Source organism: Paenibacillus sp. FSL M8-0334, from assembly GCF_038000405.1.
Classification (GTDB): domain Bacteria; phylum Bacillota; class Bacilli; order Paenibacillales; family Paenibacillaceae; genus Paenibacillus_AQ; species Paenibacillus_AQ campinasensis.
In genome coordinates, this window is the sequence record NZ_JBBOCH010000002.1 from 1,564,995 (window position 1) to 1,591,218 (window position 26,224).

Genomic DNA, 26,224 nt, shown 5'->3' on the forward strand with positions numbered 1-26,224 from the left:
GGTCGCAAACGTGAAACAAAGAAAGAGCATGTCCAAATGGTTGTTAAGTGTGATGATGCTGGCGCTTGTGCTCAGTGCGTGCAGCACCGGAAACAACGGAAGCGGCGGGGACAGCCCATCCAATGCCGACAATCCGGGTGTCGCCGTCAGCGAGCCGGGGGATCCGTTCGGAACGTATGATCCGCCGATTACGATTGACGCTGTCCGCTATGTCGGTGAGGAAGTGAAATTCCCGGCGGGGCAAGACATTAAAGACAATGTTTGGACGGAGCTCTACAAAGAGATGGGCATCAATCTGAACTACAAATGGATTGTGACGGGCTCAGAGCAGTATGAGTCCAAGCTGAATATTGCGATTGCTTCCAACGATCTGCCTGACATTATGCAGGTGAATGCGACCCAGCTGAGACAGCTGGCGGACGCGGGACAGCTGGAAGACCTGACCGCAGCCTTCGATAATTACGCAAGCGAAGATTTGAAGATGGTCATGGACATCGAGAAGAATGCGCTTCCGTCAGCGACATTTGACGGCAAGTTGCTGGCCATTCCTTCCACACAGCCGGTCATCGGCGGCTCGGCGCCGCTTGTATGGGTTCGGGAGGATTGGATGGAGAAGCTGAATCTTCCGGAGCCGAGCTCCATGGATGATCTGATTGCGATCGCCGAGGCGTTTGCGAAGCAGGATCCGGATGGCAACGGCAAGGCGGACACCTACGGGCTGGCGCTGACCAAGGATATTGGATTGAACGCTTCCTCGGTTGGATTCTTTAACGGGTTTGGCGGGTTTCCGCAGATCTGGGTAGAGGATGCAGCAGGCAATCTGCAATTTGGCAGCATCCAGCCGGAGATGAAGGAAGCGCTGGGCAAGCTTCAGGAGATGTTCCAGAACAAACTGATTGATCCGGAATTTGGGGTCAAGGACACGGTCAAAGTGTTCGAATCGGTTACCACGAATAAAATCGGCATGATTATCGGACCGAGCTGGTATCCGGCATGGCCGTTATGGGACATGGTGAAAGAGGATGAAAATGTGAAATGGAAGTCGTATCCTGTTCCTTCAGTGGATGGCGGGGCAGCGACGGTGCAAATGCCGTTTGCCGTATCGCAATACTACGTTGTGAAGAAGGGATACAGCAATCCGGAAGTGATCGTGAAGCTGGCCAACCTGTATTATGAGAAGCTGTACAGTGAGAATGCGGAGTTTGACAAGTACGGTCAGGTGGTTGAAGGAGATACGTCCATCGGTGTCAATAAATATTCCCTTGTGGAAGTCGTGAACCCGAACAAGGACCTGATCCGTCAGGAGGAGCTGGAGAAAGCGCTCGAGAGCGGCAGCGATGCGGAGATTTCAAGCGCTGAGACGGTCATTATGTACAAGGAGTTCCAGGAATATCTGGCGGGCAACAATCCGCTTGGCTGGTCGGGGTATGCGGCTAACGGGCCTGACGGTTCCATGAAGCAGCTGCGTCTGCTGAACGACGAAGGCAAAGTGACGACAAACGCCTATGTCGGCGCGCCAACCGAAACGATGGCGGATCGTAAAGCGACGCTGGATCGGCTGGAGCAGGAAACGTTCATCAAAATCATTCTCGGCGAGGCAAGCCTAGACAGCTTCGATGAGTTCGTGGCCAACTGGAAAAAGCTTGGCGGCGACCAAATTACGGAAGAGGTCAACGCGTGGAAAGCAGCTAGATAATGGAAACGAACAGCTAACGCGTCAACTCGGGTCAAAGGAGGAGGGCACGGGCATCGACCGGCCCTCTTTCCTATTCATGGCTGCGGCCAGGCGGATGTTATATGAAAGACAGGAGGATCGCCATGTTAGACAAAAAATTTCGGCGGCAGTGGCCGCTTCATCTGATGATCTTGCCCGGCGTCATCATTGTGCTGATCTACAGCTATTGGCCGATGGTCGGAATTGCCATGGCTTTTCAGAAATTTGTTCCCTTCAAAGGATTGTTCGGTTCCGAGTGGATCGGTCTGGATAACTTCCGCTACGTGTTTGACCTGCCGGAGACCGGACAGATTATATGGAACACCGTGTTTATTGCGTTTATGAAAATTATCGGGGGCCTGATCGTTCCGATCGTCGTCTCGCTGCTGCTGAACGAGCTGCGCAATGAGCTGATCAAGCGCGGCGTGCAGACGCTCGTGTATTTGCCGCATTTTCTGTCCTGGGTTATTCTCGGCGGGATTTTTATCGATATCCTGTCGCCGACCAGCGGCATTGTCAATCAGGTGCTGGGGCTGTTCGGCATAGAACCGATCTTTTTCCTAGGCAGCAATAAATGGTTCCCGTACACGCTTGTCATTACGGATATATGGAAGGAGTTCGGCTTCAGCACAATCGTTTACCTGGCAGCGCTCACGTCGATCAATCCGGCACTGTATGAAGCGGCGACGGTGGACGGGGCGAACCGGTGGAAGCAGACATGGCATATTACGCTTCCGGGCATGCTGCCGATCATTATCCTGCTGGCGACTTTGTCCCTTGGCAACGTGCTGAACGCAGGCTTTGACCAGGTATTCAACCTGTACAGCCCGCAGGTGTATGAGAGCGGGGACATTCTGGACACCTTCATTTACCGGATCGGGATGCAGGGCGCGCAGTACGGGGTCGCTACCGCAATCGGATTGTTCAAGTCCATCATTTCATTTGTGTTTATCGTGGTGTCCTATTCGCTCGCCTCGAAGTTTGCCAATTATCGAATATTCTAGGAAGGAGTTGTGCCGATCATGCTGCATAAACCGTCACTCAGTCGCAAAATATTTCTGGGCTTCAACTATGTGATTCTGATTGGTTTGGGGCTGCTGTGCTTCCTTCCTATCGTTCATATTCTGGCAGTATCACTCAGCTCCAAATGGGCGGCAACGGCCGGGGTGGTCAAGCTGTGGCCAGTAGACTTTACACTGGCATCCTATCAATATGTACTGAACAAGCCGCAATTTATGGTGGCAATGTGGATCACGGTTCAGCGGGTGGTACTTGGAACGGCCATCAGCATGCTGCTGACGCTGCTTATTGCCTACCCGCTGTCCAAGGAGCCGAAGGACTTCAAATTCCGGACGCAGTATGCCTGGTTCTTCGTATTCACCACTTTGTTCTCCGGCGGGCTGATCCCGAGGTATATGACGATTCGCGATACCGGTCTGATCGATACGCTCTGGGCGCTGATCATTCCGGGAGCGGTCGCGGTGTTCAACGTCATCCTGCTGTTGAACTTCTTCCGCGGCCTGCCTAAAGAGCTGGAGGAATCCTGCTTTATCGACGGCGGCGGTTATATCACAAGCTTGTGGAACATATACGCGCCGCTGTCGCTGCCGGCGATGGCTACGGTGACGCTGTTCACGATTGTCGGACAGTGGAACGAGTGGTTTGACGGGCTGCTGCTTATGAACTCGCCGGAGAAGTATCCGCTATCGAGTTACTTGCAGACGATTATCGTACAGACCAATCTGACCAACATTACGGCCGACGATGCCGCCGCGCTGGCGGATGTCTCCAACCGGACATTTAAGGCTGCACAGATCTTTATCGGCTCATTGCCGATTCTGCTGCTGTACCCGTTTCTGCAGCGGTTCTTCGTCAAGGGAATTGTGCTTGGCAGTGTGAAGGAATAAGGGGATGTGGCGGTTGCCGAACAGGGCAACCGGGAGCGGGCATGTCTGGGGAAGGCCGGATCGATTGCTGAAGAGGAAGCGTTGTATGGTGAATACGTAAAGAGGGATTATCCCCATGTAAAGGGATGAATCACCTTGTTATTAGCGGTACGGCCATTCGATGAGCATCGACGGAGGGGGAGGGCCATAGCGGCCCATCCCCTTACGTGCTGGCTCTAGGAATTAAGCGGGTGGAGAGATGGATGGATTCCATCGGCGCGCCCGGCCGTTCAATCCGGCGCAGCAGCGCTTCGATCGCCCGTCCGCCCAGCTCTTCCTTGCACAGGTTGACCGTTGTGAGCTGCGGTGAAACGAGTGTTGACGCCTCCACATTATCGATGCCCGCAATGCGGGCAGATTCCGGGATGCTGATGCCTTCGGCCTGAAGCTTTCGCATCCAGCGGATAGCAATATCGTCATTGGCTCCGATCCAGGCATCCGGACGCTTGTCCGGCTCGGTATGGACAAATTGCTGGTACAAGGCGTTCTCCCAGCCTGGTTCGCCATAAGGAATTCGCCATTCGGTCAGTCTGGCCTCTGTCCCGTGAGGGCTGTCCATGGCAGACCTCGCGCCGGCCAGGCGGTCGGCGAAGCTGGCAGACCAGGCCTTGTCGGTAATAAAGCCAAGATGTGTACAGTGCAATGACAATAGATGTCGGGTGATAATGGACCCGGCCTCAATATTGTCATTATTTATTTTGTCACAGGATATGAGCGGATCGACATGATCTACGAGCACATACGGGCGTTCCGCACGGGCGACAAGACCCAAGATCGAATGGGGAAAAGTGCCCATGACCACGATTCCGCCACAGCGAGTCCAATCCAGATGCGGAGCCAGCATATGCTGCGGGGATTCCGGCTCGCCAGTGAGTTTCGCAGCTTCCAGCTCCGGCGATACAATGACATAGGGCAGCCCCTGCTGGTCACAGCTCATCAGCATGCCATTTAAGACCCGCTGCCAATAGGAGTGGTTGCCTGAATGGATATGGCGCATGCAGATCAGGATGAACGGAGAGGGGGCGTCCGACTCCCGCCCGGTTTCCGAAGGCTGTGAGAATGAAGCCTTCTGATAGCCAAGTGATTTGGCCAGTTCAATCACGCGCTGCCGCGTCGCTTCACTTACCCCCGATTTCCCGCTTAACGCGCGAGAAACCGCATATTTGGACAGGCCCAGCTCGTCGGCCAGTACTTGAATTGATACTTTTCGTGCCATAGCAGCTCCTTCTTGGATCGATCACGCATCCTAATGTGTTATCCTAATAAAAATAACATGTTGATCCTCGAATCACAAGCATTGAAGGATCGGGGACGCTGCTTCATAATGGATTTAGGAAGGAGGGATTTGGCAATCATGAGAAGATATGCAAAAGTAATGCTGGCTTTGACGGGGTTAGTGCTCCTCGTGGTCATGATTCATACGGGGCTGGATATTCAGGCCAGGGATAATGCGTACTTTGTGTTCACGGAACACGCAGATGATTCTCTTCTACAGCGATTGGAAGAGAGCCGCATCCCTTATGTCATAGATGAAGCTGGAAGATTGATGATCAAAGCCAAGGATAGTGAACAGGTGCTTGGATGCTGCACATGACACCGGATTCAGGGGAGGGCCGAATGAAGAGTAAGCATTGGAACATGTTATGGATTGTAGTAGCGGGGATTATTGTTACCGGTATGATTGCCGCGGCTGTTCAATCCAGGACGACGTTTAAAGCGCTTGTTCATGATGCCATAGGGGACCCGGAGAATACCTATTCAATCGTCATGCATAAGTACGCTTTCGGGGAGCTGGAACCAGGGATAGAAATCACGGACAGGGAACGGATCAACCAGGTCTTTGAGCAGCTGTCTGATCTGGAATTAAGAGCTGCCGAGAGCCGGGGGATTGACGAACGATACGTTCTGTGGTTCAGACCTAGTAGCGGTCCGACCATTCATGTGACGTTTCACGAGAATAGGGTGCAAATCAGCAACAGCTTAAGCAGGCATAAAAATATGCTTCAACCTATGAAATCGTAAATGAATTTGATTTTAACGAGGTAAAAGCGTTGTTTGAGAACAGTCAATAAGAATCGAACAATCGCATGAGTCGCATGACAGCTTCCCCATAGGGAAGCTGTTTTTTTTGTGCTTCCAAAAGAGACTGAGCTATAGCACCTCTGGCCCTTCATTACGCTGGTTTGGTAATTTTATATAGATTACATAATAATCCCATAAATATAACATAAAAGAAATTATGTCTTGTCTACCCATTCAAAATATTGTAAAGTAACTTATCAAACAGGGAATTATTCTCTCAATTGTTAGGAAATATAACAAATTAATGATTGGTTCGAGGGAGGTTGTCGGACATTGACGAAATTCGAGAAAAGAAGCAGAAGTCTGGCGAATGACGGCATGAATCTATTCTTCATATGAAAAGGGGCCTGTACTATGACTCAACCCATTCTGCAGATCGAAGATTTACGCACCCATTTTTTCACCGATCGCGGGGAAATTCCTGCTGTGGATGGTGTGAGCCTCCATGTGCATGCCGGTGAGGTCCTCGGCGTTGTCGGGGAATCAGGCTGTGGCAAAAGCGTCACCTCGCTTTCGGTGCTAAGGCTTATCCCTTCGCCGCCAGGCAAAATTGTAGGCGGAGCCATTCGCTTCAAAGAGCGGGATATTCTCCGCTTAAAGGAACGGGAGATGCGCGGAATCCGCGGCAATGCAATATCCATGATCTTTCAGGAGCCGATGACCTCGCTGAATCCGCTGTTCACAGTCGGTCAGCAAATAAGGGAAGCGGTTTCTTCCCATCGGGGACTTGGCAAAAAGGAAGCGAGAGCCCACACGGTGGACATGCTGAGGAAAGTCGGCATCCCAAGGCCGGAGTCCATCATTGATGAATATCCTCATCAATTATCCGGGGGCATGCGGCAGCGGGTTATGATTGCGATGGCGATATCCTGCGGCCCGGAGCTGCTGATTGCAGATGAGCCGACGACGGCGCTGGATGTGACCATTCAGGCGCAGATTCTTGATTTGATTCGTCGTCTGAACGAAGAGAATGGCACGGCGGTCATGATGATTACGCATGATCTTGGCGTTGTCGCCGAGATGTGCGACCGCGTCGCGGTCATGTATGCCGGGAAGGTTGTGGAAGAGGGAACGGTGCGGCATATATTCAAAAATCCGCTGCATCCCTATACCCAAGGGCTGATCCAGTCGGTGCCAAGAATGAACGAGCAGCGCCGCCGCCTGTTCTCGATTCCTGGCCATGTGCCGATTCTGCATACGCAGATGAGGGGCTGCCGATTCGCGGATCGCTGCCAGCATGTGATGCCGGCATGCTATGAGCAGCTTCCCGAGCTCGTGGAGCTTGAAGCAGGTCATCGTTCCCGGTGCCTGCTCCACGAAGTCAAGTTCAAGGAGGATGTCGTATGAGTGAGCCGCTGCTCCAGGTCGAGCATCTGAAGAAATATTATCCGATCGAACGCAAGTGGTTCGGAAAACAGGGGGCCGTGGTCAAGGCGGTGGACGACATTTCTTTTTCCGTGATGCAAGGAGAGACATTCGGCCTTGTCGGGGAGAGCGGCTGCGGCAAATCGACGACAGGCCGGGCGCTGCTGCGGCTGATCGAGCCGACAGGAGGCCAGGTGCGGTTTGACGGAACGGAGCTGACAGCACTGTCTGCGAAGGAGCTCCGAACGAAGCGCAGGGATATGCAGATCGTGTTCCAGGACCCGTTCTCTTCGCTGGACCCGCGGCATACGGTGCAGCGAATCCTGGAGGAACCGCTGATCGTCCATGGAATTGGGGACCGGCAAGAACGGCAGCGGATGATCCGCGAGCTTACCGATGTGGTCGGACTTGCGCAAAGTCATCTGCAGCGATATCCACATCAGTTCTCCGGCGGGCAGCGACAGCGGATCGGCATTGCGCGGGCGCTGTCGCTGCGTCCGAAGCTGATCGTAGCCGACGAGCCGGTGTCGGCGCTGGATGTGTCGATTCAGTCGCAGGTGATCAACCTGCTGCAGGATTTGCAGGAGGAATTCGGATTAACGTATCTTTTTATCGCGCATGACCTTAGTGTCGTCAAGCATATTTCTGACCGGATAGCGGTGATGTATCTCGGCCGCATCGTCGAGATTGCGGAGAAGGACAAGCTGTACTCTGCTCCCCGCCACCCGTATACCCAGGCGCTGCTGTCGGCGGTGCCGGAGCCTGATCCGGATATGAGGCGGGCGCGTATCCTTTTGCAAGGAGAGGTGCCGAGCCCGGCCGACGCCCCGGTCGGCTGTGCGTTTCATACGCGCTGCCCGAAGGTGATGGACATCTGCCGGGCCCGCAGGCCGGAGCTGGCCGAAACCGGGGAAGGGCATCTGGCGGCATGCCATCTGTATCCGGATACGATGCAGGAAGATGAACGAATCCATTCTTGAAGCATTGATTCAGTTTCTCTTAACAACGAATAATCACCATTTTGTGAAGAGGTCTAGAGACTTTATGAAGAGGTCTAGAGACTTTGGATTGCGGTTTATCGACCGGACCTGTAGTCCGGCCTTATATAAACAACATTCTATTTTGTTATAAGAAGGGAGCCATAATATGAAAGCAAAGAGATGGAGCAGCAGCCTGTTATTGTTGATGCTTGGCATCGTTGTAGCCCTCGCCGGCTGCAGCGGCGGAGGCAATGGAAGCAGCGAAGCGCAGGAGCCGGATACCGGTCAGCAAGCCGAAGGTGAAGTGCCGGCATCTTCCGCGCAGGATACGTTGATTGTCGGCCGCGGAGGGGACTCAGCCGCTCTTGACCCGGCGATTGTGACAGATGGGGAATCGCTGAAGATCGGGCATCAAGTTTTTGATTCTTTGCTGGAATATAAGGAAGGAACGACAGAGATTCAGGGATCCTTGGCCGAGAGCTGGGACGTTTCAGAGGATGGGCTTGAGTATACGTTCAAGCTTCGCCAAGGCGTGAAGTTTCATGATGGGACAGATTTCAACGCCGATGCTGTGGTGTTCAACTTCACGCGCTGGTCTGACCCGAACAGTGAATATAAGTTTAGCGGGGAGTCCTTCTATTATTATGACTCGATGTTCGGGCCCGAAGGCAGCAGAGTGATCAAGGAGGTTAAAGCTCTGGACGAATTCACGGTCGTGTTCACATTGAACCAGCCGCAGGGACCTTTTCTGCAGAACCTCGCGATGACTTCCTTCGGAATCGCCAGTCCGACCGCGCTGCAGGAGAAGGGGGAGAACTTTAAGAATGAGCCGGTTGGCACAGGGCCGTTTGTATTTAAAGAATGGCGACGCAACGACTCCATCACCCTGGAGAAGAATCCGGAGTACTGGAGAGAAGGGCTGCCGAAGCTGAACCGCGTCATCGTGCGTTCCATTCCCGACAACTCCGCCAGATTCAATGCGCTGCAAAGCGGGGAGATTGACCTGATGGAGGATTTGAGTCCGGATGATCTGGCCGTGCTGGAGAGCAATCCGAATCTGCAGAAGATTGAACGTCCGTCCAACAACGTTGGTTACCTGGGATTCAACTTGAAGAAGGAGCCGTTCAATGATCCGAAGGTCCGGCTGGCGCTCAGTCATGCTGTGAACAAGCAGGGAATTATCGACGCATTCTTTGCCGGACAAGCCGTTCCGGCGGTGAATCCGATACCGCCATCGATGTGGGGATATAACGACAGCATTCAGGACTATGAGTATGATCTGAATAAAGCGAATCAGCTGCTGGCGGAAGCGGGGTATCCGGACGGGCTCCCTGGCGAATACGTCTTCTATGCGATGCCGGTGCCTCGCCCGTATATGCCGGACGGCAGAAAGGTTGCCGAGGTCATCCAGGCGGATTTTGAGAAGATTGGGGTAAAGGTAACCATCGAGTCTCCGGAATGGGCGACTTACCTGGATGAGGTCAGGGAAGGCGAGAAGGATGATATGTACATGCTCGGCTGGACCGGGGACAACGGCGACCCGGATAACTTCCTGTACACACTGCTCGACAAGGATGCGATTCCTTCCAATAACTACAGCTATTACGCCAGTGACGAGCTGCATGAAATTCTGATTGCGGCCCAGCGGGAGAATGACCAGGACAAGCGTGCCGAGCTGTACGAGCAGGCGCAGGTCATCATTAAGGCCGATGCGCCATGGGTGCCGATTGTGCATACGACCCCGCTTCTGGCTGCCCAGGCCAATGTAAAAGGGTATGTTCCCGCACCGACAGGGTCTGAGTACTATTACAACATTTACTTTGAATAACGGGCGGCACGATAGCGCCGATGGCAGGTGGTCTCTTCATGAAATCTTATCTATTGAAGCGTCTGTTCGTGATGGTCCCGGTCCTGATCGGAATGACGATCATCGTGTTCTCCATTATTCATGCGATTCCTGGCGATCCGGCTGAGACGATACTGGGACAGAAGGCAACAGAGCAGTCGAAGGAAGAGCTGCGAGAGCAGCTCGGGCTTAACAACCCGTGGTACCAGCAGTATTTCACGTACCTCGGGGATCTGTTGAAGGGAGATCTGGGGCAGTCGATCCGCACGAAAGTGCCGATTGCCCAAGAGATCATGCCGTATTTGGCGGCAACGGCAGAGCTGACGATCGCGGCGATGGCATTTGCCGTGTTCTTCGGTGTCAACGCAGGCATCATCAGCGCCTGGAAGCAAAACTCGTGGTTCGATTATATCAGCATGCTGGTTGCGCTTGTTGGCGTGTCGATGCCGATATTCTGGCTCGGGTTAATGGAGCAGTGGCTGTTCTCCCTGAAGCTCGGCTGGCTGCCATCCATTGGCCGGATGGACCAGCGCAATCCGGTGGAGGCTGTCACCCATCTATATTTGATTGACAGTATGCTGGCAGGCAGATGGGATCAGCTGTGGACGGTCGTCAAACATCTGATTCTGCCCAGCGTGGCGCTCGGCACCATTCCGATGGCGATCATCGCCCGGATGACCCGTTCGAGCATGCTCGAGGTGATGAATTCCGATTATGTCCGCACGGCGAAAGCGAAGGGGCTTTCCCAATTCTTCGTTGTGTACAAGCATGCGCTGAAGAATGCGTTCATTCCCGTGCTGACGGTCATCGGGCTTCAGACGGGCGCCCTGCTTGGCGGTGCGGTGCTGACAGAGACCATCTTCGCCTGGCCGGGGGTCGGACGTTACATCTATGAGGCGATCAGCTCACGCGATTATCCGGTTATCCAATCCGGCATTCTAATCATCGCTTTCCTGTTTGTCATGATCAATCTGATGGTGGATTTACTGTATGCAGCCGTGGATCCGCGCATTCGCTATCGGTAAAGGAGGGGGAAGCATGGGACATATTACTGCAAATACGAGTGGCGGCCCTGTCGTGACGGCGGACAAGCCGTCCGGACCTTGGCGAGATGCATGGCGGGCTTTCCGCAAAAATAAAATGGCGATGCTCGGACTGTCCATGATTCTGCTGTTTGTTCTAATCGCGCTTCTCGCCCCCGTTCTGTCCCCTTATGACTACAAGGCGCAGGAGCTGAGCAACCGGCTCCAGCCGCCTTCAGCCGCCCATTGGTTCGGGACGGATGATTTGGGGCGTGATATCCTGAGCCGGGTGCTGCACGGAGCACGTATCTCGCTGTGGGTCGGCACGTTCTCAGTTGTCGGCTCCATCATCCTCGGCACCCTGCTTGGCATACTGGCCGGTTTTTTTGGCAGATGGCTCGATATGATCATCTCGCGGCTGTTCGACATTCTGCTGGCCTTTCCAAGCATCCTGCTGGCGATTGCCATCGTAGCCATTCTGGGACCGTCATTGCAAAATGCGCTGCTGGCGATCGCCATCGTCAACATACCGACATACGGCCGCCTCGTGCGGGCCAAGGTGCTCAGTCTGAAAAACGAGGAGTACATTACGGCCGCCCGGGCGATCGGAATGAAGAACAGCGGCATCTTGCTGCATCATATTATGCCGAATAGTCTGACGCCCATCATCGTTCAAGGCACGCTCGGTATTGCTACAGCCATAATTGAAGCAGCTGCGCTCGGCTTTCTCGGCCTTGGTGCCCAGCCTCCGGCCCCGGAGTGGGGCAAGATGCTGTCGGATTCGCGTCAATTTATCGCCACAGCGCCGTGGACGGTCATGTTTCCCGGCCTATCGATCATGTTTACCGTGCTGGCATTCAATCTGATGGGGGACGGATTGCGCGATGCGCTTGATCCGAGAATGAAAAGTTAATTTCTGCAAATGCTACTGCCGGGTGAAGACTGCCCGGCAGTTTTTGTGTTGCTCTGAAAGTGATGGCTCCCGAGGAATCAGGACCGTTATGAAATGCTATGATATGAAATGAAATGTTCATTTCCTAAACTTCCCTAAGATGAATGTGTGAAATAAATGTTAATTATCGTCACGTAATCATCATTTGCTGTTATAATTTATAACATATATATTGGGATAGGGTAGATGGAGGAGATGTATAATGGCAATCAAGTCAAGAAAGGTGACAATTGTAGGCTCCGGACTCGTCGGCGCGGCCTGCGCGTATTCGATGATCAATCAATCGGTATGTGATGAGATTATGATGGTGGACCGGACGTATGACCGCGCAGTAGCCCAGGCGCTGGATCTGTCACATTGTATGGATTTTACTTCAACGCGCACCAAGGTGTACGCCGGGCGGCTGGAGGACTGCCGCGATGTGGATGTCGTTGTCCTGACGGCCGGAGCCAATCCGAAGCCGGGACAGACGCGCCTTGATGTGCTGGAGGAAGCGGATCAAATTACGCGAGATCTCGTGAGCAAAGTGGTGGCGGGCGGTTTCAACGGTGTATTTGTGGTTGCCGCCAATCCGGTCGATATTGTTACCCATATTGTGCAAGAAGTGTCGGGCTTCCCGCGCAGCCGGGTGATCGGAACCGGCACGTCCATTGATTCCGCCAGGCTGAAAACGCTGCTGTCCGAGGTGTTCTCGATCGATCCCCGCAGCGTCAACGGATATGCGATGGGGGAGCATGGCGACTCCCAGTTTGTAGCCTGGTCGCATGTCACGATTGGCGGCAAGCCGCTGCTGCACATTCTTGATCAGCATAAGGAGCGTTTCCGTGACGTGAATCTGGATGAAATTGCGCGCAAGACGAAGGATGCCGGATGGGAGATCTTTACGCGCAAAGGCAACACGCAATTTGGCATCGGCAATGCACTGGCTTACATCGTTCGTTCTATATTAAATGACGAGCACCGGATTATCGCGGTATCTGCCGTGCTGGAGGGTGAATATGGCCAGCGCGAAGTGTGCACCGGCGTACCGGCAATCATTGGGGATGTCGGCATTGAAGAGGTCATCGAGCTGAATCTGAACGAGGAGGAGCTGGAGAAATTCAACCATTCCTGCAATATTCTGCGGAATGCTATGAACGGGCTGCGTACTCGAAATGAAGGAAAGTCTATGGCGTGATGTCCTGTGACAGCTGCTGATTCATCACTGAAGCTGAGAAATATAGTCTGGCCGTAAAGCGTCAGATCGCCGCTTCTGCTCACACTCCAGACGATCGGCCTGCCGAGGCACGAAAAGAGCCTTGCCGGTTGGCGATATCGAGGATTATGGGTAAAGTTAAAGTAGTTCAATTATCCAAATGTGAAGGGGGCGGATGAAATGGATCTGGGGCTTGCAGGGAAAACGGTGCTGATTACCGGCGGGAGCAAAGGCATCGGGCTTGAAACCGCGGTGACGTTCGCGGCAGAAGGGGCCAAGGTTGCGATTAGCGCCCGGAATGAAGAGCAGCTCAGAACGGCGGCGCTGCATATCCAGCAGTCTACCGGCAGCACTGTGCTGACGATTGTGGCCGAGACGGCGGAGCGTTATGGCCAGCTGGATATCGTTGTAAACAACGCCGGGACAGCGGCTGCAGGGCCGTTTGAACATATCAGCGATGAGCAGTGGATGTCGGACCTGGACCTCAAGCTGCTGGCGGCCATCCGGGTGTCCCGCGCTGCCCTTCCGCATCTGCGCCAGGCAGGCGGCGGTTCGATCATCAACATCACCACTTCATGGGCGAAAACACCGCCGGCATCTTCGATGCCGAGCAGTGTCAGCCGGGCCGCCGGACAGGCGCTGACCAAGGCGATGAGCCGCGATCTGGCTTCGGACGGGATTCGGGTTAACACCGTGTGCATCGGCACGATTCGCAGCGGTCAGCTGGAGGAGCGGTGGAAGCGGGAGGCCCCTCATCTCAGCTGGGAGGCGTATGCGCGTGACCCGCGCCACAATATCCCGCTGGGGCGCATTGGCGACACAGAGGAGGCCGCGCGGGTGATCGTCTTTATGGCTTCGGATGCGGCCTCTTATGTGACGGGAACTTCGATCCACATTGATGGCGGTTCAGCGCCAGCACTGTAACACAGCTTCAGCTCAAGGAAATGTCTGAACCATCTGCAGCTGCGAAAACGGATAGAGCGACGAAGAGCTTGCAGCAGTCCTGCTACGGATAGCTGCGGGCTCTTGTTGTCTTGCGGGAATGTGCGCAGATGTGTTTACACAGATCTCGGCACTTGACATGCGCCATAGGTTAGAACTAGAATGGTTACAACGGTGGTGATGACATTGAAGCAGATCAGTACGCGTTTTTCCATAGCGGTCCATACCTTGAGCTTAATTGCGGTCAGTCCTGCTAATGACTGCACCGGAGATTACATAGCCGGAAGCGTCAATACGAATCCTGTCATTATCCGGAGAATTATCGGCATGCTGAAGAAGGCAGGGCTGGTGGACGTTCGACCGGGAGTGGGCGGCGCGTCCCTGCTCAAGAGGCCGGAGGAGATTACGCTGCTGGATGTATACCGTGCCGTTCATGCTGCGGAGGAGAAGCAGCTGTTCCGGATTCATGAAGATTCGAACATCGATTGTCCCGTCGGACGAAATATTGAACAGTCGCTCCAGACGGAACTGCTGGCTGCTCAAGCAGCGATGGAGCAGAGGCTGGCGCAGACCACACTTGAACGGTTGATTCAATCTTTTCATGATCAGTAGAGGACGAGGAAGCGGGTTCAAGGAACCTGTTCACCTGTGGCAGACTCCCTCGAGATTTGACCATCGTATCAGGAGGGCAGATCCGCTATTGACTGTACCGGGAACAGTGCTGCTTGTTGATTTCTGGCGGCCTGATGATGAACGGGAGATAAGTTTTCAGCGAAGCTGAAGCTTTCTTATACACTCGTTGTAACAGGAATTGTTATAACAAAAGTGGGTACAACTATACCGAATGGAGGAGAATAGGATGAAATATTTAGTAACGGGAGCAACAGGACAGCTCGGTTCCAAAGTGGTGGAGGCGCTGTTAACATCCGTACCTGCTGAGCAGGTGGCGGTCAGTGTGCGCAATCCGGCGAAGGCCGAAGGACTTCGCGCCCGCGGGGTGGATGTCCGGCAGGCGGATTTTGACGATCCGAGCTCGCTTGACCAGGCTTTTGCAGGGGTTGACCGCCTGCTCATCATCTCGGCGGACGGAGACAATGAGACACGCATCCGTCAACATAAGAATGCCGTGGAGGCCGCAGCCCGAGCGAAGGTGGGCTTTATTGCCTACACGAGTCTGGCCAATGCAGCGAACAGCCATTTGCAGCTTGCGCCGCCGCACCAGGCAGCGGAGAAAGCCATTCTTGACACCGGAATTCCATATTCGATCCTTCGCAACAACTGGTATTTGGAGAACGAGCTGTCCACCATTCAAGCCGTGCAGGCGGGCGCGCCTTGGGTCACATCGGCGGGAGAGGGCAGGGTCGGCTGGGCCTTGCGTCAAGATTATGCGGATGCCGCTGCAGCCGTGCTGACAGGAAGCGGCCATGAGAACACGATTTATGAGCTGTCCGGGAAGCTGCTGTCTCAGGAAGAGCTGGCTGCGGCAGTTGGAGCTGTGCTTGGCAAGGAAGTGAAGGTTCAGCAAGTCGACGATGCTGCCTACGCAGACATCATGAAAGGCGCAGGCGTGCCGGAGTTCATCATTCCGATGCTGGTCGGCATTCAGCAGGGGATTCGCGACGGGGGGCTTGCGGTGGAAAGTCAGGATTTCGAGAAGGTTCTCGGTCGCGCGGCAACGCCGCTCCATACCGCGCTCGAACAACTGATCAACCGCTAATGGACTGAATCAGAAGAGAAGAATAACAGAAGAATAGTAGAACAGAAGAACGGGAACGGCCTTCCACAGCGGGAGGCTGTTTTTTTATTCCCAAGGAAAGGAGGGATGACGCTGGAACGGCTCGCCGTCATGGGGAAGGGATGGATGTCGATAGATTGAAGGATACGTATGTCTTGTACCGCTTTAGGTGCCAAAGCTGTTATTTTCGGGAAATATTTTACAGAGTGTTTACCCGGCTCTGACGTAAAGAACAAATGCCGCTGTTACAATGGAGAAAAGTTCTTTTGCCAGCTTCATTTATCGAGATATCATCACCCCTCAGCACCAGCGACCCTGCCGGTTTCACGGGCAGACAGACATGACATCTTAGCTTAAGGAGAGACTTAACCATGGACCGTGATCATTATTCCGTATCCACATATGCATATATTGATACTCCTCTTATCGAAACGGTTAGCATTCTATCGGCAGCCGGCTGGAAGCAGATCGAAATCATGTGCGAAGGCGGACATGAGGAGGTGCTTGCCTGGCCGGAGGAGCGAATTGCCGAACTGGAGCAAATGGGCCGGGAGCGCGGCATCCGCTTCAGCGTTCATGCGCCGTTTACCGGCTGCAACCCTGCGGCCGAGGACCCGGAAGAGCGCAAGCGCTCGGAGCTCGTTGTGCTGAACACCATCCGGGTAGCCGAGCTGCTGAATTCCAGCTTTATCGTCCTCCATCCCGGGCGCGGATCGGGTGGCTGGTCAGCCGATGCCCGAGGGGCTTCCGGAGCAGCGGCAGAGCAGCTTCATGAGGCCAAACGCCGCGTCACCCATTTTCTGGCCCGGATTCTGGAGATGACCGCAGAGTCGGACATCGTCATAGCTCTGGAGAATGCTCCGCCTTATCCGGGACTGTACGGGGTGGAGATGTCCTTTCTTCGGGACATCGTCGATACACTGGACTCCCCGCGCGTCGGCATTGTTTTTGATGCCGGTCATGCTCATATGACGGGGGAAGGGCGCTGTCTGCTGATGCTGCAGCAAGCCACGCCGCGGCTCGTTGCGCTCCATCTCAGCGACAATGCCGGACAATCTGATGAGCACTTGGGACTTGGGGCAGGCACGGTGCCGCTGGAAGCGATGACCGCTTGGCTGATGGCCAACCGATACAACGGGCATTGGGTGCTGGAATTGCGCCGTGCCGATGACCTCCAGCCTTCGGCGGCCCGGCTTCATCATCTGCGGAGCTGCTACCAACAGCTTGGCAGGCATGTGCTGTAGCCGTTCAGCTGCTGCCAGGCTATGATGCTATAAAGATGCTATGATGATGCCTGAAGAACGAATTCAGCCCTATATGGCTGCCTCGCAGGCTCATATAGGGCTGGCTGATCCGCTGCGGTTAGCGGATATATTCGACAAAGGTTTTGGCAGCGCTGGACAGCGGCACATTGCGCATCGTCATCACGCCGACTCGGGAAGGCGGCAGATGCACATCCAATTGAATTTCGAACAGCGTTCCTTCGTCGAGCTCTTTAGAGAGGAACTCTCGGGTGACATAGGAGATGCCAAGACCTTTTTTGGCAAATTCAATCAACAGGTCAACGCTGCCTACTTCAATCTCCGGCTTGATGTCATAACCGTAGTCATGGAATAATTCCGTAATGGCCATCCGTGCGCGGCTGTTGCGTGAAAATAAAATGATCGGATACTCCATAAGCTGCTCGAGTGTGAGCACCTTCCCTTTCAGCTCGGCAAAATGGGCCCCCGCCACAAAGCAATCCTGCAGCTCTATGCCTTCCTTCACTTCGAGCTGGGGATCGACAATCGGCAGGCGCACGACCCCCAGATCAATCCTTCCCTCCTTCAGATAGGTGATTACCTCGGGCGTCGTCCCGTGGATCAGGGAAAGTCCGATGAAAGGATACTGCTTGTGGTATTTCTCAAGATACGGAAGCAGATAGTGCTTGAACAGCGAATCACTTCCCCCGATTTTCAGCTCCCCGGCCTCCAGGTTTTTCAGCTCGGCCATTTTTTTCTCCGCAAGGGAAATCAGAATGTTAGACTGCTCGATATAGGAGTACAGAATCGCACCTTCCTGCGTTAGGGCAACCCCTTTGGAATTCCGGTAAAACAGCGTGATGCCAAAGCTGTCCTCAAGCTGCTTGATGGCGTGGCTGACACTCGGCTGCGTAATGTACAGCGCTTTGGCCGCCTGGGTCAAGCTTCCAGTTTTGGCCGCCAAGTAGAAAACTTTATACAATTCGTGGTTTATCATAGACTCCATCTATATCTCCCCCGAAATATATTAATTACCTGTATAGATATGATCTGTATTATAGTTGAACAAAGATGAAGAATCTAGTGCTTGCGAATTTTTCGTAGGCTTAGGTCTGTCTTTGGATTTATTAGGCCGCGAACCAGGCGGCTCATCGAATAGACATAATGGTCAGAAGTCGGAGGGAGAGAACCATGGAGCCTGTAACCTTTGTATTATTTGGAGCGACAGGGGATTTGGCAAAACGTAAAATTTACCCTGCGCTATATAATCTGTATATCGAACAGAAGCTGCCGCCCTACTTTCACGTAATTGGATTGGGGAGACGGGAGTGGACCGATGATATTTTCAAATCGAATGTGGAGCAATCGATCGCCGATTTCTCCCGGCGTAAGGTCAAGGACCCGGTATTGCTGAAAAGCTTCCTGAACATGTTTCAATATCAGACGCTGGACATCGGCCGCCAGGAGGATTACGAGCGTCTGCTGGAGCGCATAGAGAAGCGGGAGAACGGGCTGTCACTGACCCCGAACCGGATGTTCTATCTGTCGGTTGGGCCAGAGTTTTTTGCACCGATTGCCGCCAATATCAAAGGAAGCGGCCTGGGCTCGGCCGCGGGCTGGAAGCGGCTGCTCATCGAGAAGCCGTTCGGGCATGATCTGGCATCGGCGCGTGAACTGAATCAGCAGCTGAGCGAAGCGTTTGAGGAGCACGAGATTTTCCGGATCGATCATTATCTCGGCAAGCCGACCGTGCAGAAGCTGGTGGACCTGCACCAGCAGCATCCGGAGCTGCAAGCGATGTGGTCCGAGCGGGAAATTGCCAATGTGCAAATTACCGCCAATGAAATTGTCGGCGTCGAGGATCGGGCCGGTTACTATGATCATTCGGGCGCGGTCAGGGACATGTTCCAGAATCATATGCTGCAGCTGCTCATGATGGTGGCCATTCTGCCGAAGAAGGTCACACCGGAAGAGGTGCCGCTCATGAAGCGTGCCTTGATGAAGTCCCTCGTTCCGCTGGATCTGCAGCAAGTCGGCGAGCGCGTCATTCGCGGACAATATACAGCCGGCAGCATTCAGGGCAAGCCTGTGCAGGGCTATACATCGGAGCCGAATATCGCTGCCGAATCGCTTAACGACACCTTTATTGCAGCGAAGCTGCTGATGGAGGATGACTACTGGAGCGGCGTTCCTTTCTATATCCGGACAGGGAAAAGATTGAAAGAGAAATCGACCCGCATCGTGGTTGAGTTCAAGCCCCACGCTGCAGATGCCGGAAGCGGGAAGCCGGCGCCTCGCCTGCTCGTCATCGAGATGAGCCCGCAGGAAGGAATCAGCCTGCAGTTCAGTCCGGACCAGGCGAGACATCACGAGCAGCTGTCGCCGGTTCAGCTGGACGTTCATGCCAGCGGGCAGGAGCTGCCGGAGGCGTATGAAAATCTGCTGCATGACGCACTGCTTGGCAAGCCGACCTTCTTTGCCCATTGGGAAGAGGTGGAGCTGGCCTGGCAATGGGTAGAGCCAGTTCTGCAAGCCTTTGAACGAAATGATGTGCCGCTGCGGACGTATGCGGCCGGCTCTTACGGCCCTGCCGAATCGGACGCGCTGGTTGCGAATGACGGTTACCACTGGTGGTTCGATGCGAAAGAGACAGCCGCGGATGAGTCGCGGGTTCTGCACCCGAGCCGCTGATGCGTTTGCTTTAACCTGGTGAAATACCGGATCTTCTTGAGGAGATGGTAGACGAGACCGACAGGGAGATCGTATTGAACCGGCGATTGATATAGAAATTCATGAAGGATAAGCCAACCTACTGGCTTGAAGGGAGAGAATCATCGATGGCAATCTCATTTGATTACAGCAGTGCGCTTTCATTTCTGAAGCAGCATGAGGTGGACTATTTCGGGGAATTTGTGAAGACAGGTCACCGGATGCTCCACGAGAAAAAAGGTCCGGGCTCGGACTATTTGGGCTGGATCGAACTTCCGCATCAATATGACCGCGAGGAGTTTGCAAGAATTAAGGATGCGGCACAGCGCATCCGCAGCCACTCGGACGCCTTGGTTGTGATTGGCATCGGGGGCTCATACTTAGGTGCGAGATCGGCGATTGAGGCACTGTCCCATACGTTTCACAATCAAATGAGCGGAACGACCGAGGTGTATTATGCCGGTCAAAATATCAGCTCAACCTATGTGGCTCATTTGCTGGAGCTGCTCGAGGGCAAGGATATTTCGGTGAACGTCATTTCCAAATCCGGCACGACAACCGAGCCTGCGATTGCTTTCCGGATATTCCGCGATTATATGGAGAAGAAGTACGGGAAGGAAGGGGCGAAGGAGCGGATCTTTGCCACGACAGACCGTTCGAAAGGCGCACTCAAGAAGCTGGCGGATGAAGAGGGCTATGAAACCTTCGTCATCCCTGATGATGTCGGCGGCCGATATTCCGTGCTGACTGCCGTAGGCCTGCTGCCGATTGCCGTTGCCGGACTGGATATCGATCTGATGATGGCCGGTGCTGCAGCTGCGGCAGACCGGTACAGTAATGACGATCTGGCCGTCAATGAAAGTTATCAGTATGCGGCGGTTCGAAACGCGCTGTATCGCAAGGGCAAAACGATCGAGCTGCTGGCCAACTTCGAGCCTTCCCTGCATTATGTAGCGGAATGGTGGAAGCAGCTGTTCGGCGAAAGCGAGGGCAAGGATCAGAAAGGGCTGTATCCGGCCTCGGTCGATTTTACAACCGATCTGCACTCCATGGGCCAATACGTCCAGGAAGGGCGGCGCGATCTGATCGAGACCGTGCTGGCGGTGAAGAAGCCGCGCGTGGAATGGATCATTCAGGAAGACAAGGACAATCTGGACGGCTTGAACTTCCTGGCAGGCAAGTCGATGGACGACGTGAACAAAAGCGCGGCGCAAGGCACACGTCTGGCGCATGTGGACGGGGGCGTACCGAACCTGATCGTCGAGCTGGATCAGCTGAGCGAATATACCTACGGCGAGATGGTGTATTTCTTCGAGAAGGCATGCGGCATGAGCGGTCTCTTGCTCGGCGTGAACCCGTTCGATCAGCCGGGGGTTGAGGCCTACAAAGCCAACATGTTTGCGCTGCTTGGCAAACCGGGATATGAAGCGCAGAAAGCGGAGCTGCTGAAGCGGCTGTCTGCACAGAACGTGTAATTCGCGATAATTCAAAGCGAGCAATGAATGAGGATAGATTCAACAGCGGGGGAACCGCTTCACAGGAGGTTATCTGATGAAGAAGCAACAAATTGGCGTGATCGGCCTGGCCGTCATGGGCAAGAACCTGGCATTTAACATCGAAAGCAAAGGCTTCTCGGTTGCCGTATTCAACCGTTCGCCTGAGAAAACCAAAGAGCTGCTGGCCGAGGTAGAAGGCAGAAACTTCGTTGGCGCATTCAGCCTGGAGGAGTTTGTACAGTCGCTTGAGACGCCTCGCAAAATCCTGATCATGGTAAAAGCGGGCAAACCGACCGATGACACTATCAATCAGCTGATTCCTTACTTGGATCCGGGCGATATTCTGATTGACGGCGGCAATGCCTTCTTCCTGGATACCCAGCGGAGAAACAAGGAGCTTCAGGAGAAAGGTTTCCGCTTCATCGGCGCAGGTGTGTCCGGCGGCGAGGAGGGTGCGCTGCGCGGGCCGGCCATCATGCCGGGCGGGCAGAAGGATGCCTATGAGCTGGTGGAGCCTATCCTGACTGCGATCTCCGCCAAAGTGAACGGTGATCCTTGTTCGACCTATATCGGCGAGGACGGGGCAGGCCATTACGTGAAGATGGTCCATAACGGGATCGAGTATGGGGACATGCAGCTGATCGGGGAAGCTTATCATATGCTGAAGGATGTGCTCGGGTTAAGCACAAGCGAGCTCCATGATATCTTCTCCGAGTGGAATCGCGGGGAGCTGGACAGCTATTTGATCGAGATTACGGCGGATATTTTCTCCAAAATCGATCCGGAGACGGGCAAACCGATGGTTGATGTCATCCTTGACACAGCCGGGCAGAAAGGAACCGGGAAATGGACAAGCCAGAGCGCGCTGGACCTTGGCGTTCCGCTGTCCATTATTACGGAATCGGTATTCGCACGCTTCATCTCTGCGATGAAGGAGGAACGGGTGGCGGCAAGCAAGCTGCTCAATGGTCCGTCGGCCGGCAGCTATGACGGCGATCGGGCGGAATTCATCGAGGCTGTGCGCAAAGCGCTGTACGCAAGCAAAATCGCCTCTTACGCACAAGGTTTTGCCCAGATGAAAGCTGCTTCCGAAGCTTACAACTGGAACCTGAATTACGGTGCGATCGCGATGATCTTCCGCGGGGGATGCATTATCCGGGCGCGCTTCCTGCAGAACATCAAGGATGCCTATGACCGCAATCCAGAATTGAAAAACCTGCTCCTGGACGACTATTTCAAACAGATCGTGGAGAACTATCAATCGGCGTGGAGACAGGTGGTTTCCATTGCGGTCACAAGAGGAATTCCGGTGCCGGCCTTCGCCTCGGCACTGGCTTACTATGACAGCTATCGCTCGGATCGTCTGCCAGCTAATTTGCTGCAAGCACAGCGTGACTATTTCGGCGCTCACACCTTTGAGCGGGTAGACAAGGAAGGCAGCTTCCATCATCAGTGGTCTGCTGAATAATCGAACAGCAGTGTTACCCTATACAGCCCGGGAACCTTGTATGGCAAGGTTTGCCGGGCTGTATCATTGACTTGCTCATATCCAGCCACTATAATACGGGATGTATTATGAACTTAACGAATATTGGAGGATTATTAAAAAATGACACATTCGATGAGACTGCGTTTCCCAGCCTTGAACCGTTAATTAAATACGTTCAAGGGCTCTGTTGTTTGGTGTAAACAGAGTAACGGGATCAGTCTGTCCTTTTTTAATAATCTTCACTCGGATTAGAAAGGCGGATCGTTCTGCCTTTCTTTATTTATGTCTACATTTCCTCTGCGCGGCAACGTGCAGGGTCTGTTCGCTGTGCGATACTGGCTTCTGCTGCGCTTGGCGTCAGTCCAATTAAATAAGGATCGGTCTGCTTCCCTTTACTCTGCTGAAATCACAGGCAATTGGCCTGTGATTTTTTTATTTTCATTCGAGAGGAAGAGATGACAATGACCAGAAGAAAGCATAAGTATAGCGGAACTAAACTGAGCAGAGGCGAGCCTCCCAATTTCTCGGGACAGCATTTCCTGCATAAGCCTGGCCTGATCCGGGAGATTGTGGACCGGGCACAAATTGGCAGCGAGGATACGGTGCTGGAACTCGGGGCGGGAGCCGGGGCGTTGACAACGCTACTGAGTGAGCGGGCTGGCAAAGTGCTGGCCGTGGAGTATGATGAGAAACTGATTGACACGCTGAAGCGCAAAACAGCGGCGTATGGCAACACCGTCATCATACATCAGAACATTCTCAATTTGCGCCTGCCCAAGGGGAAATTTCATGTTGTTGCCAACATTCCATACGCAATTACAACCCCGATCATGAAGCTGCTGCTCAATCGGCCGACGAGCGGATTTCAACGCGGCGTAATTGTGATGGAGAAAGGCGCGGCCAAACGATTTACATCACCTTATGTGAAAAATGCGTATGTGCTCGTGTGGAAAATGTGGTTCGACCTCCGATTGATCAAGGAGATTTCAAGGGAGTGCTTCTCCCCGCCGCCGAAGGTGGAATCCGCTATGGTGAAGATCACCCGCAGACCGAAGCCGATTATCGGCAATCAGGATCGGATGGCCTTCATCGGGCTGGCCGAGTATGCACTGAAGGTGGCGACGGCGCCGGCGGATGACGTGCTGCGCGGCATTTTCACACCGATTCAGATCAAGCATCTCAAGCGAAGCTCGGATATACGAGGCGATCAATCGATCGGCTCGCTGACGGTCCAGCAGTGGGGGGTTGTATTTCATACGATGACCCGGCATGTGCCGCGTCCATACTGGCCGCGTTTGTCCAAGAAGCAGCTTGAACAATATCAATAACCCTAATTTTGGATTTTTGTCCCGGACAGGCTATAATGATCAAGAAATGGGGGATGAAGATGGAGCGGAGAACAGCACTTGATATGGAGAAGATCGCTCGGTTTATATCGAGATTGAACGTTGAAGCCAAACATCATGTTGGCTATGTCGGAACCCAGAAGGATGAGATTGAAGCGTCGATCCGGGAAGAGTTCGTTCAAGACGGGAACGCGGATCAGCTCATAACGGTGGCTTACGAGAACGATGATATCATTGGCGTTTTGGGACTCAATGCGGATGATGAAAGTAATGTCGCTGAAATCTGGGGTCCGTATGTGGATGGAGAGGAAGAAGCATATCTGCGGGTGGCACCCCGCTTATGGGAAGAAGGGGTTCGCAAGCTGGCAGGCAATGTTAAAGCTTTTCACGGATTCTATAACCGGGAGAACAAGAACGCGCAGAAGCTTATGGCATCACTGGGTGCAGAGAAGCGGAATGCGCATATGATCTTAAAGCGATCGAGGCCGGATCGCCCATATCCTTCCGATGGCTCGGTGTCGGCGTTCACGACCGAATACATGAGGGATTTTGTACAGCTGCACGACGCGGTGTTCCCGAATACGTATTATAGCGGGGCGGAGATTATAAGTCGATTAAACGAGAATAACAAGCTGTTCATCTATAGGAAAGACGACAAGCTTGGCGGGTATTGTTATGTCGAAGGGAACCCGGAGCATCAAGAAGGCAGTGTCGAGTATATTGCGGTGTCGGATTCATTTCGAGCTCAAGGTATCGGAAAATCGTTGTTGCATGCCGGCTTGAATCATTTGTTTATGGAGCTGAATACAGCCGAGATTTCCATCTGTGTAGAACTGGGGAATGAGCGTGCCATTGGATTGTATCAGGCCGCAGGGTTTGAGGAGGAGCATGTGCTGTATTTGTATCATGTAAAATAATAAGCGAACACAGCAACCAGCCCGCCGGAATCTCCGGCGGGCTGGTTGACATGGGCTACTGTTGCTGGCTTAATACGTCAACGGCTAATATTGCGTTGGCTACTTGCTCGGCTGTAATCTCTGGGGACAGATTGCCCATCGTTTCATTGGTGCTGGTGGCGGCGGCACCGACCTTCAGCAAGTCCTCATCGGTCGCTTCCTTCAGGTGGAGCTCCTCCAATGTTGTCGGTAGGCCAAGCTCCCGGAAAAAGCGGATGTATTTCAGGATCTCCTGTTCCGGATGCAGCTCCAGGACGAGCTGAACCAAGGTTCCGTATGCCACTTTCTCGCCGTGGGTGAGGTGGTGGATGTCACCGGAGAGCACCGTCATGCCGTTGTGGATGGCATGTGCCGCGGCTAGACCGCCGCTCTCAAATCCGAGGCCGGACAGCAGCGTATTCGCCTCCACAACGGCCTCCACATGACGGGTAACCAGCCCTTGCTGTACTGCTTTATAGGCGGGAATCCCGTATTGAAACAGCGTTTCCTCGCATGCTCTAGCAATGGCCTGGGCAGCGATGCTCGGCTTGCCGCCGGACATGGCGTTCCCTCCGCTTTTCAGCGTAGCTCGCACTTCAATCCATGTCGCCATGGCATCAGCGATGCCGGAAGCGAACAGGCGGGCAGGGGCTTTGGCAACAATCGCGGTATCGACAAGCACCAGATCGGGATTCCGGTTATAGAAGCGATAGGACTCAAACACGCCTTCATCGCTGTAAATAACGGAGAGGGCGCTTGTGGGCGCATCCGTCGATGCAGTTGTAGGGACAATCACCACTTTCGACTTCAACTCATCTGCCACGGCTTTTGCCGTATCCAGCGTCTTGCCGCCGCCGACTCCAATGACGTAATCGACGGACTGTGACTGGCCTTCCTCTGCAATCCGGCGCACTTCGTTAACGGAAGCCTCGCCTTTAAACAGGACGAAGTGGTACGCCATATTTTCCGCTCCCAAGCTTTGAGTAATGGCATCCTCCGTAATACCCCAAACCACTTCGTCAGCGAGAATCAGCGGTTTGCGGCCCATGTCCTTGATATGCTGCCCAATCTCCCGCAAGGCACCCTGACCTTGAATATATTTGCTTGGCGAAATAAAAACAATGTTAGCCATCGATATAACCTCCTGAACCGTGTCAGTTTCTATGGATAATCTCGCCAAAGCGATGGCGGATTATACAGACTATAAACAGTTACAGGTTGTTATAAAC

Annotated in this window: 25 protein-coding genes; 22 read left to right on the top strand and 3 right to left on the bottom strand. The window is 53.7% G+C overall.

The window, feature by feature from the left end; genetic code table 11:
* The first annotated feature begins 10 nt into the window (after positions 1-10).
* The 4 genes from MKX64_RS21275 (at position 11) to MKX64_RS21290 (ending at position 3,750) form a co-directional block, all read left to right on the top strand.
* Positions 11-1,696, top strand: a complete 1,686-nt coding sequence (locus tag MKX64_RS21275) for an extracellular solute-binding protein (protein WP_341037299.1) — start codon at positions 11-13, stop codon at positions 1,694-1,696.
* Positions 1,697-1,818: 122 nt separating this feature from the next.
* Positions 1,819-2,718, top strand: a complete 900-nt coding sequence (locus MKX64_RS21280; protein ID WP_095265283.1) for an ABC transporter permease — start codon at positions 1,819-1,821, stop codon at positions 2,716-2,718.
* A gap of 18 nt (positions 2,719-2,736) precedes the next feature.
* A complete protein-coding gene (locus MKX64_RS21285) occupies positions 2,737-3,621 on the top strand; it encodes a carbohydrate ABC transporter permease (RefSeq protein WP_095265282.1) in 885 nt (294 codons plus the stop codon).
* A 6-nt stretch (positions 3,622-3,627) separates the two neighbouring features.
* Positions 3,628-3,750, top strand: coding sequence for a hypothetical protein (locus MKX64_RS21290; RefSeq protein WP_341037301.1), 123 nt, complete (start codon positions 3,628-3,630; stop codon positions 3,748-3,750).
* Positions 3,751-3,823: 73 nt separating this feature from the next.
* Here MKX64_RS21290 and MKX64_RS21295 read toward each other — a convergent pair whose 3' ends face one another.
* Complete coding sequence (locus MKX64_RS21295; RefSeq protein ID WP_095397273.1) at positions 3,824-4,876, bottom strand: LacI family DNA-binding transcriptional regulator; 1,053 nt, start codon at positions 4,874-4,876, stop codon at positions 3,824-3,826.
* Positions 4,877-5,014: 138 nt separating this feature from the next.
* Between MKX64_RS21295 and MKX64_RS21300 the strand changes: the two genes are divergently transcribed.
* From MKX64_RS21300 to MKX64_RS21355, 12 genes are all read left to right on the top strand, one after another.
* Positions 5,015-5,254 (top strand): hypothetical protein, encoded by a 240-nt coding sequence (locus tag MKX64_RS21300; protein ID WP_341037302.1) that lies wholly within the window; start codon positions 5,015-5,017, stop codon positions 5,252-5,254.
* Positions 5,255-5,277: 23 nt separating this feature from the next.
* On the top strand, positions 5,278-5,682 hold the full coding sequence (locus MKX64_RS21305) for a hypothetical protein (RefSeq protein ID WP_341037304.1): 405 nt from the start codon (positions 5,278-5,280) through the stop codon (positions 5,680-5,682).
* A 414-nt stretch (positions 5,683-6,096) separates the two neighbouring features.
* Positions 6,097-7,089 (top strand): ABC transporter ATP-binding protein, encoded by a 993-nt coding sequence (locus MKX64_RS21310; RefSeq protein ID WP_341037306.1) that lies wholly within the window; start codon positions 6,097-6,099, stop codon positions 7,087-7,089.
* A complete protein-coding gene (locus tag MKX64_RS21315) occupies positions 7,086-8,087 on the top strand; it encodes an ABC transporter ATP-binding protein (protein WP_341037307.1) in 1,002 nt (333 codons plus the stop codon). Before MKX64_RS21310 ends, MKX64_RS21315 begins: the two co-directional genes overlap by 4 nt.
* Before the next feature lie 166 nt (positions 8,088-8,253).
* Positions 8,254-9,915 carry an ABC transporter substrate-binding protein gene (locus tag MKX64_RS21320; RefSeq protein ID WP_341037309.1) on the top strand — a complete coding sequence of 554 codons (1,662 nt, stop codon included), beginning with the start codon at positions 8,254-8,256 and terminating at the stop codon, positions 9,913-9,915.
* Positions 9,916-9,953: 38 nt separating this feature from the next.
* Positions 9,954-10,958, top strand: coding sequence for an ABC transporter permease (locus MKX64_RS21325; RefSeq protein WP_341037311.1), 1,005 nt, complete (start codon positions 9,954-9,956; stop codon positions 10,956-10,958).
* Between the two features lie 13 nt (positions 10,959-10,971).
* On the top strand, positions 10,972-11,868 hold the full coding sequence (nikC, locus tag MKX64_RS21330) for a nickel transporter permease (RefSeq protein ID WP_095265274.1): 897 nt from the start codon (positions 10,972-10,974) through the stop codon (positions 11,866-11,868).
* Between the two features lie 241 nt (positions 11,869-12,109).
* Positions 12,110-13,084 (top strand): L-lactate dehydrogenase, encoded by a 975-nt coding sequence (locus MKX64_RS21335; RefSeq protein ID WP_341037313.1) that lies wholly within the window; start codon positions 12,110-12,112, stop codon positions 13,082-13,084.
* A 198-nt stretch (positions 13,085-13,282) separates the two neighbouring features.
* Positions 13,283-14,026, top strand: coding sequence for an SDR family NAD(P)-dependent oxidoreductase (locus MKX64_RS21340; protein WP_341037315.1), 744 nt, complete (start codon positions 13,283-13,285; stop codon positions 14,024-14,026).
* 180 nt (positions 14,027-14,206) lie between these two features.
* Entirely contained in the window at positions 14,207-14,656 is a 450-nt protein-coding gene (locus tag MKX64_RS21345) for an Rrf2 family transcriptional regulator (RefSeq protein ID WP_341037316.1), read from the top strand.
* 247 nt (positions 14,657-14,903) lie between these two features.
* Positions 14,904-15,761: an SDR family oxidoreductase gene (locus MKX64_RS21350; RefSeq protein ID WP_341037318.1), complete on the top strand. Its 858-nt coding sequence runs from the start codon at positions 14,904-14,906 to the stop codon at positions 15,759-15,761.
* Between the two features lie 389 nt (positions 15,762-16,150).
* Positions 16,151-17,023, top strand: a complete 873-nt coding sequence (locus MKX64_RS21355) for a sugar phosphate isomerase/epimerase family protein (protein ID WP_341037319.1) — start codon at positions 16,151-16,153, stop codon at positions 17,021-17,023.
* A gap of 118 nt (positions 17,024-17,141) precedes the next feature.
* Here MKX64_RS21355 and MKX64_RS21360 read toward each other — a convergent pair whose 3' ends face one another.
* Entirely contained in the window at positions 17,142-18,026 is an 885-nt protein-coding gene (locus tag MKX64_RS21360) for a LysR family transcriptional regulator (protein ID WP_095265268.1), read from the bottom strand.
* A gap of 185 nt (positions 18,027-18,211) precedes the next feature.
* Between MKX64_RS21360 and zwf the strand changes: the two genes are divergently transcribed.
* The 6 genes from zwf (at position 18,212) to MKX64_RS21385 (ending at position 24,977) form a co-directional block, all read left to right on the top strand.
* Complete coding sequence (gene zwf / locus MKX64_RS21365) at positions 18,212-19,711, top strand: glucose-6-phosphate dehydrogenase (RefSeq protein WP_095265267.1); 1,500 nt, start codon at positions 18,212-18,214, stop codon at positions 19,709-19,711.
* A gap of 146 nt (positions 19,712-19,857) precedes the next feature.
* Positions 19,858-21,204 (top strand): glucose-6-phosphate isomerase, encoded by a 1,347-nt coding sequence (locus tag MKX64_RS21370; protein ID WP_341037322.1) that lies wholly within the window; start codon positions 19,858-19,860, stop codon positions 21,202-21,204.
* Positions 21,205-21,280: 76 nt separating this feature from the next.
* Entirely contained in the window at positions 21,281-22,693 is a 1,413-nt protein-coding gene (gndA, locus tag MKX64_RS21375) for an NADP-dependent phosphogluconate dehydrogenase (protein ID WP_341037324.1), read from the top strand.
* Between the two features lie 141 nt (positions 22,694-22,834).
* A complete protein-coding gene (locus MKX64_RS24330; protein WP_141235798.1) occupies positions 22,835-22,879 on the top strand; it encodes an erythromycin resistance leader peptide in 45 nt (14 codons plus the stop codon).
* 296 nt (positions 22,880-23,175) lie between these two features.
* On the top strand, positions 23,176-24,042 hold the full coding sequence (gene erm / locus MKX64_RS21380) for a 23S ribosomal RNA methyltransferase Erm (RefSeq protein ID WP_095397267.1): 867 nt from the start codon (positions 23,176-23,178) through the stop codon (positions 24,040-24,042).
* A 35-nt stretch (positions 24,043-24,077) separates the two neighbouring features.
* Positions 24,078-24,977 carry a GNAT family N-acetyltransferase gene (locus MKX64_RS21385; RefSeq protein WP_095397266.1) on the top strand — a complete coding sequence of 300 codons (900 nt, stop codon included), beginning with the start codon at positions 24,078-24,080 and terminating at the stop codon, positions 24,975-24,977.
* 55 nt (positions 24,978-25,032) lie between these two features.
* Here the strand turns inward: MKX64_RS21385 and MKX64_RS21390 are convergent, their stop codons facing one another.
* Complete coding sequence (locus tag MKX64_RS21390) at positions 25,033-26,127, bottom strand: glycerol dehydrogenase (protein WP_095265262.1); 1,095 nt, start codon at positions 26,125-26,127, stop codon at positions 25,033-25,035.
* Between the last annotated feature and the right edge of the window lie 97 nt (positions 26,128-26,224).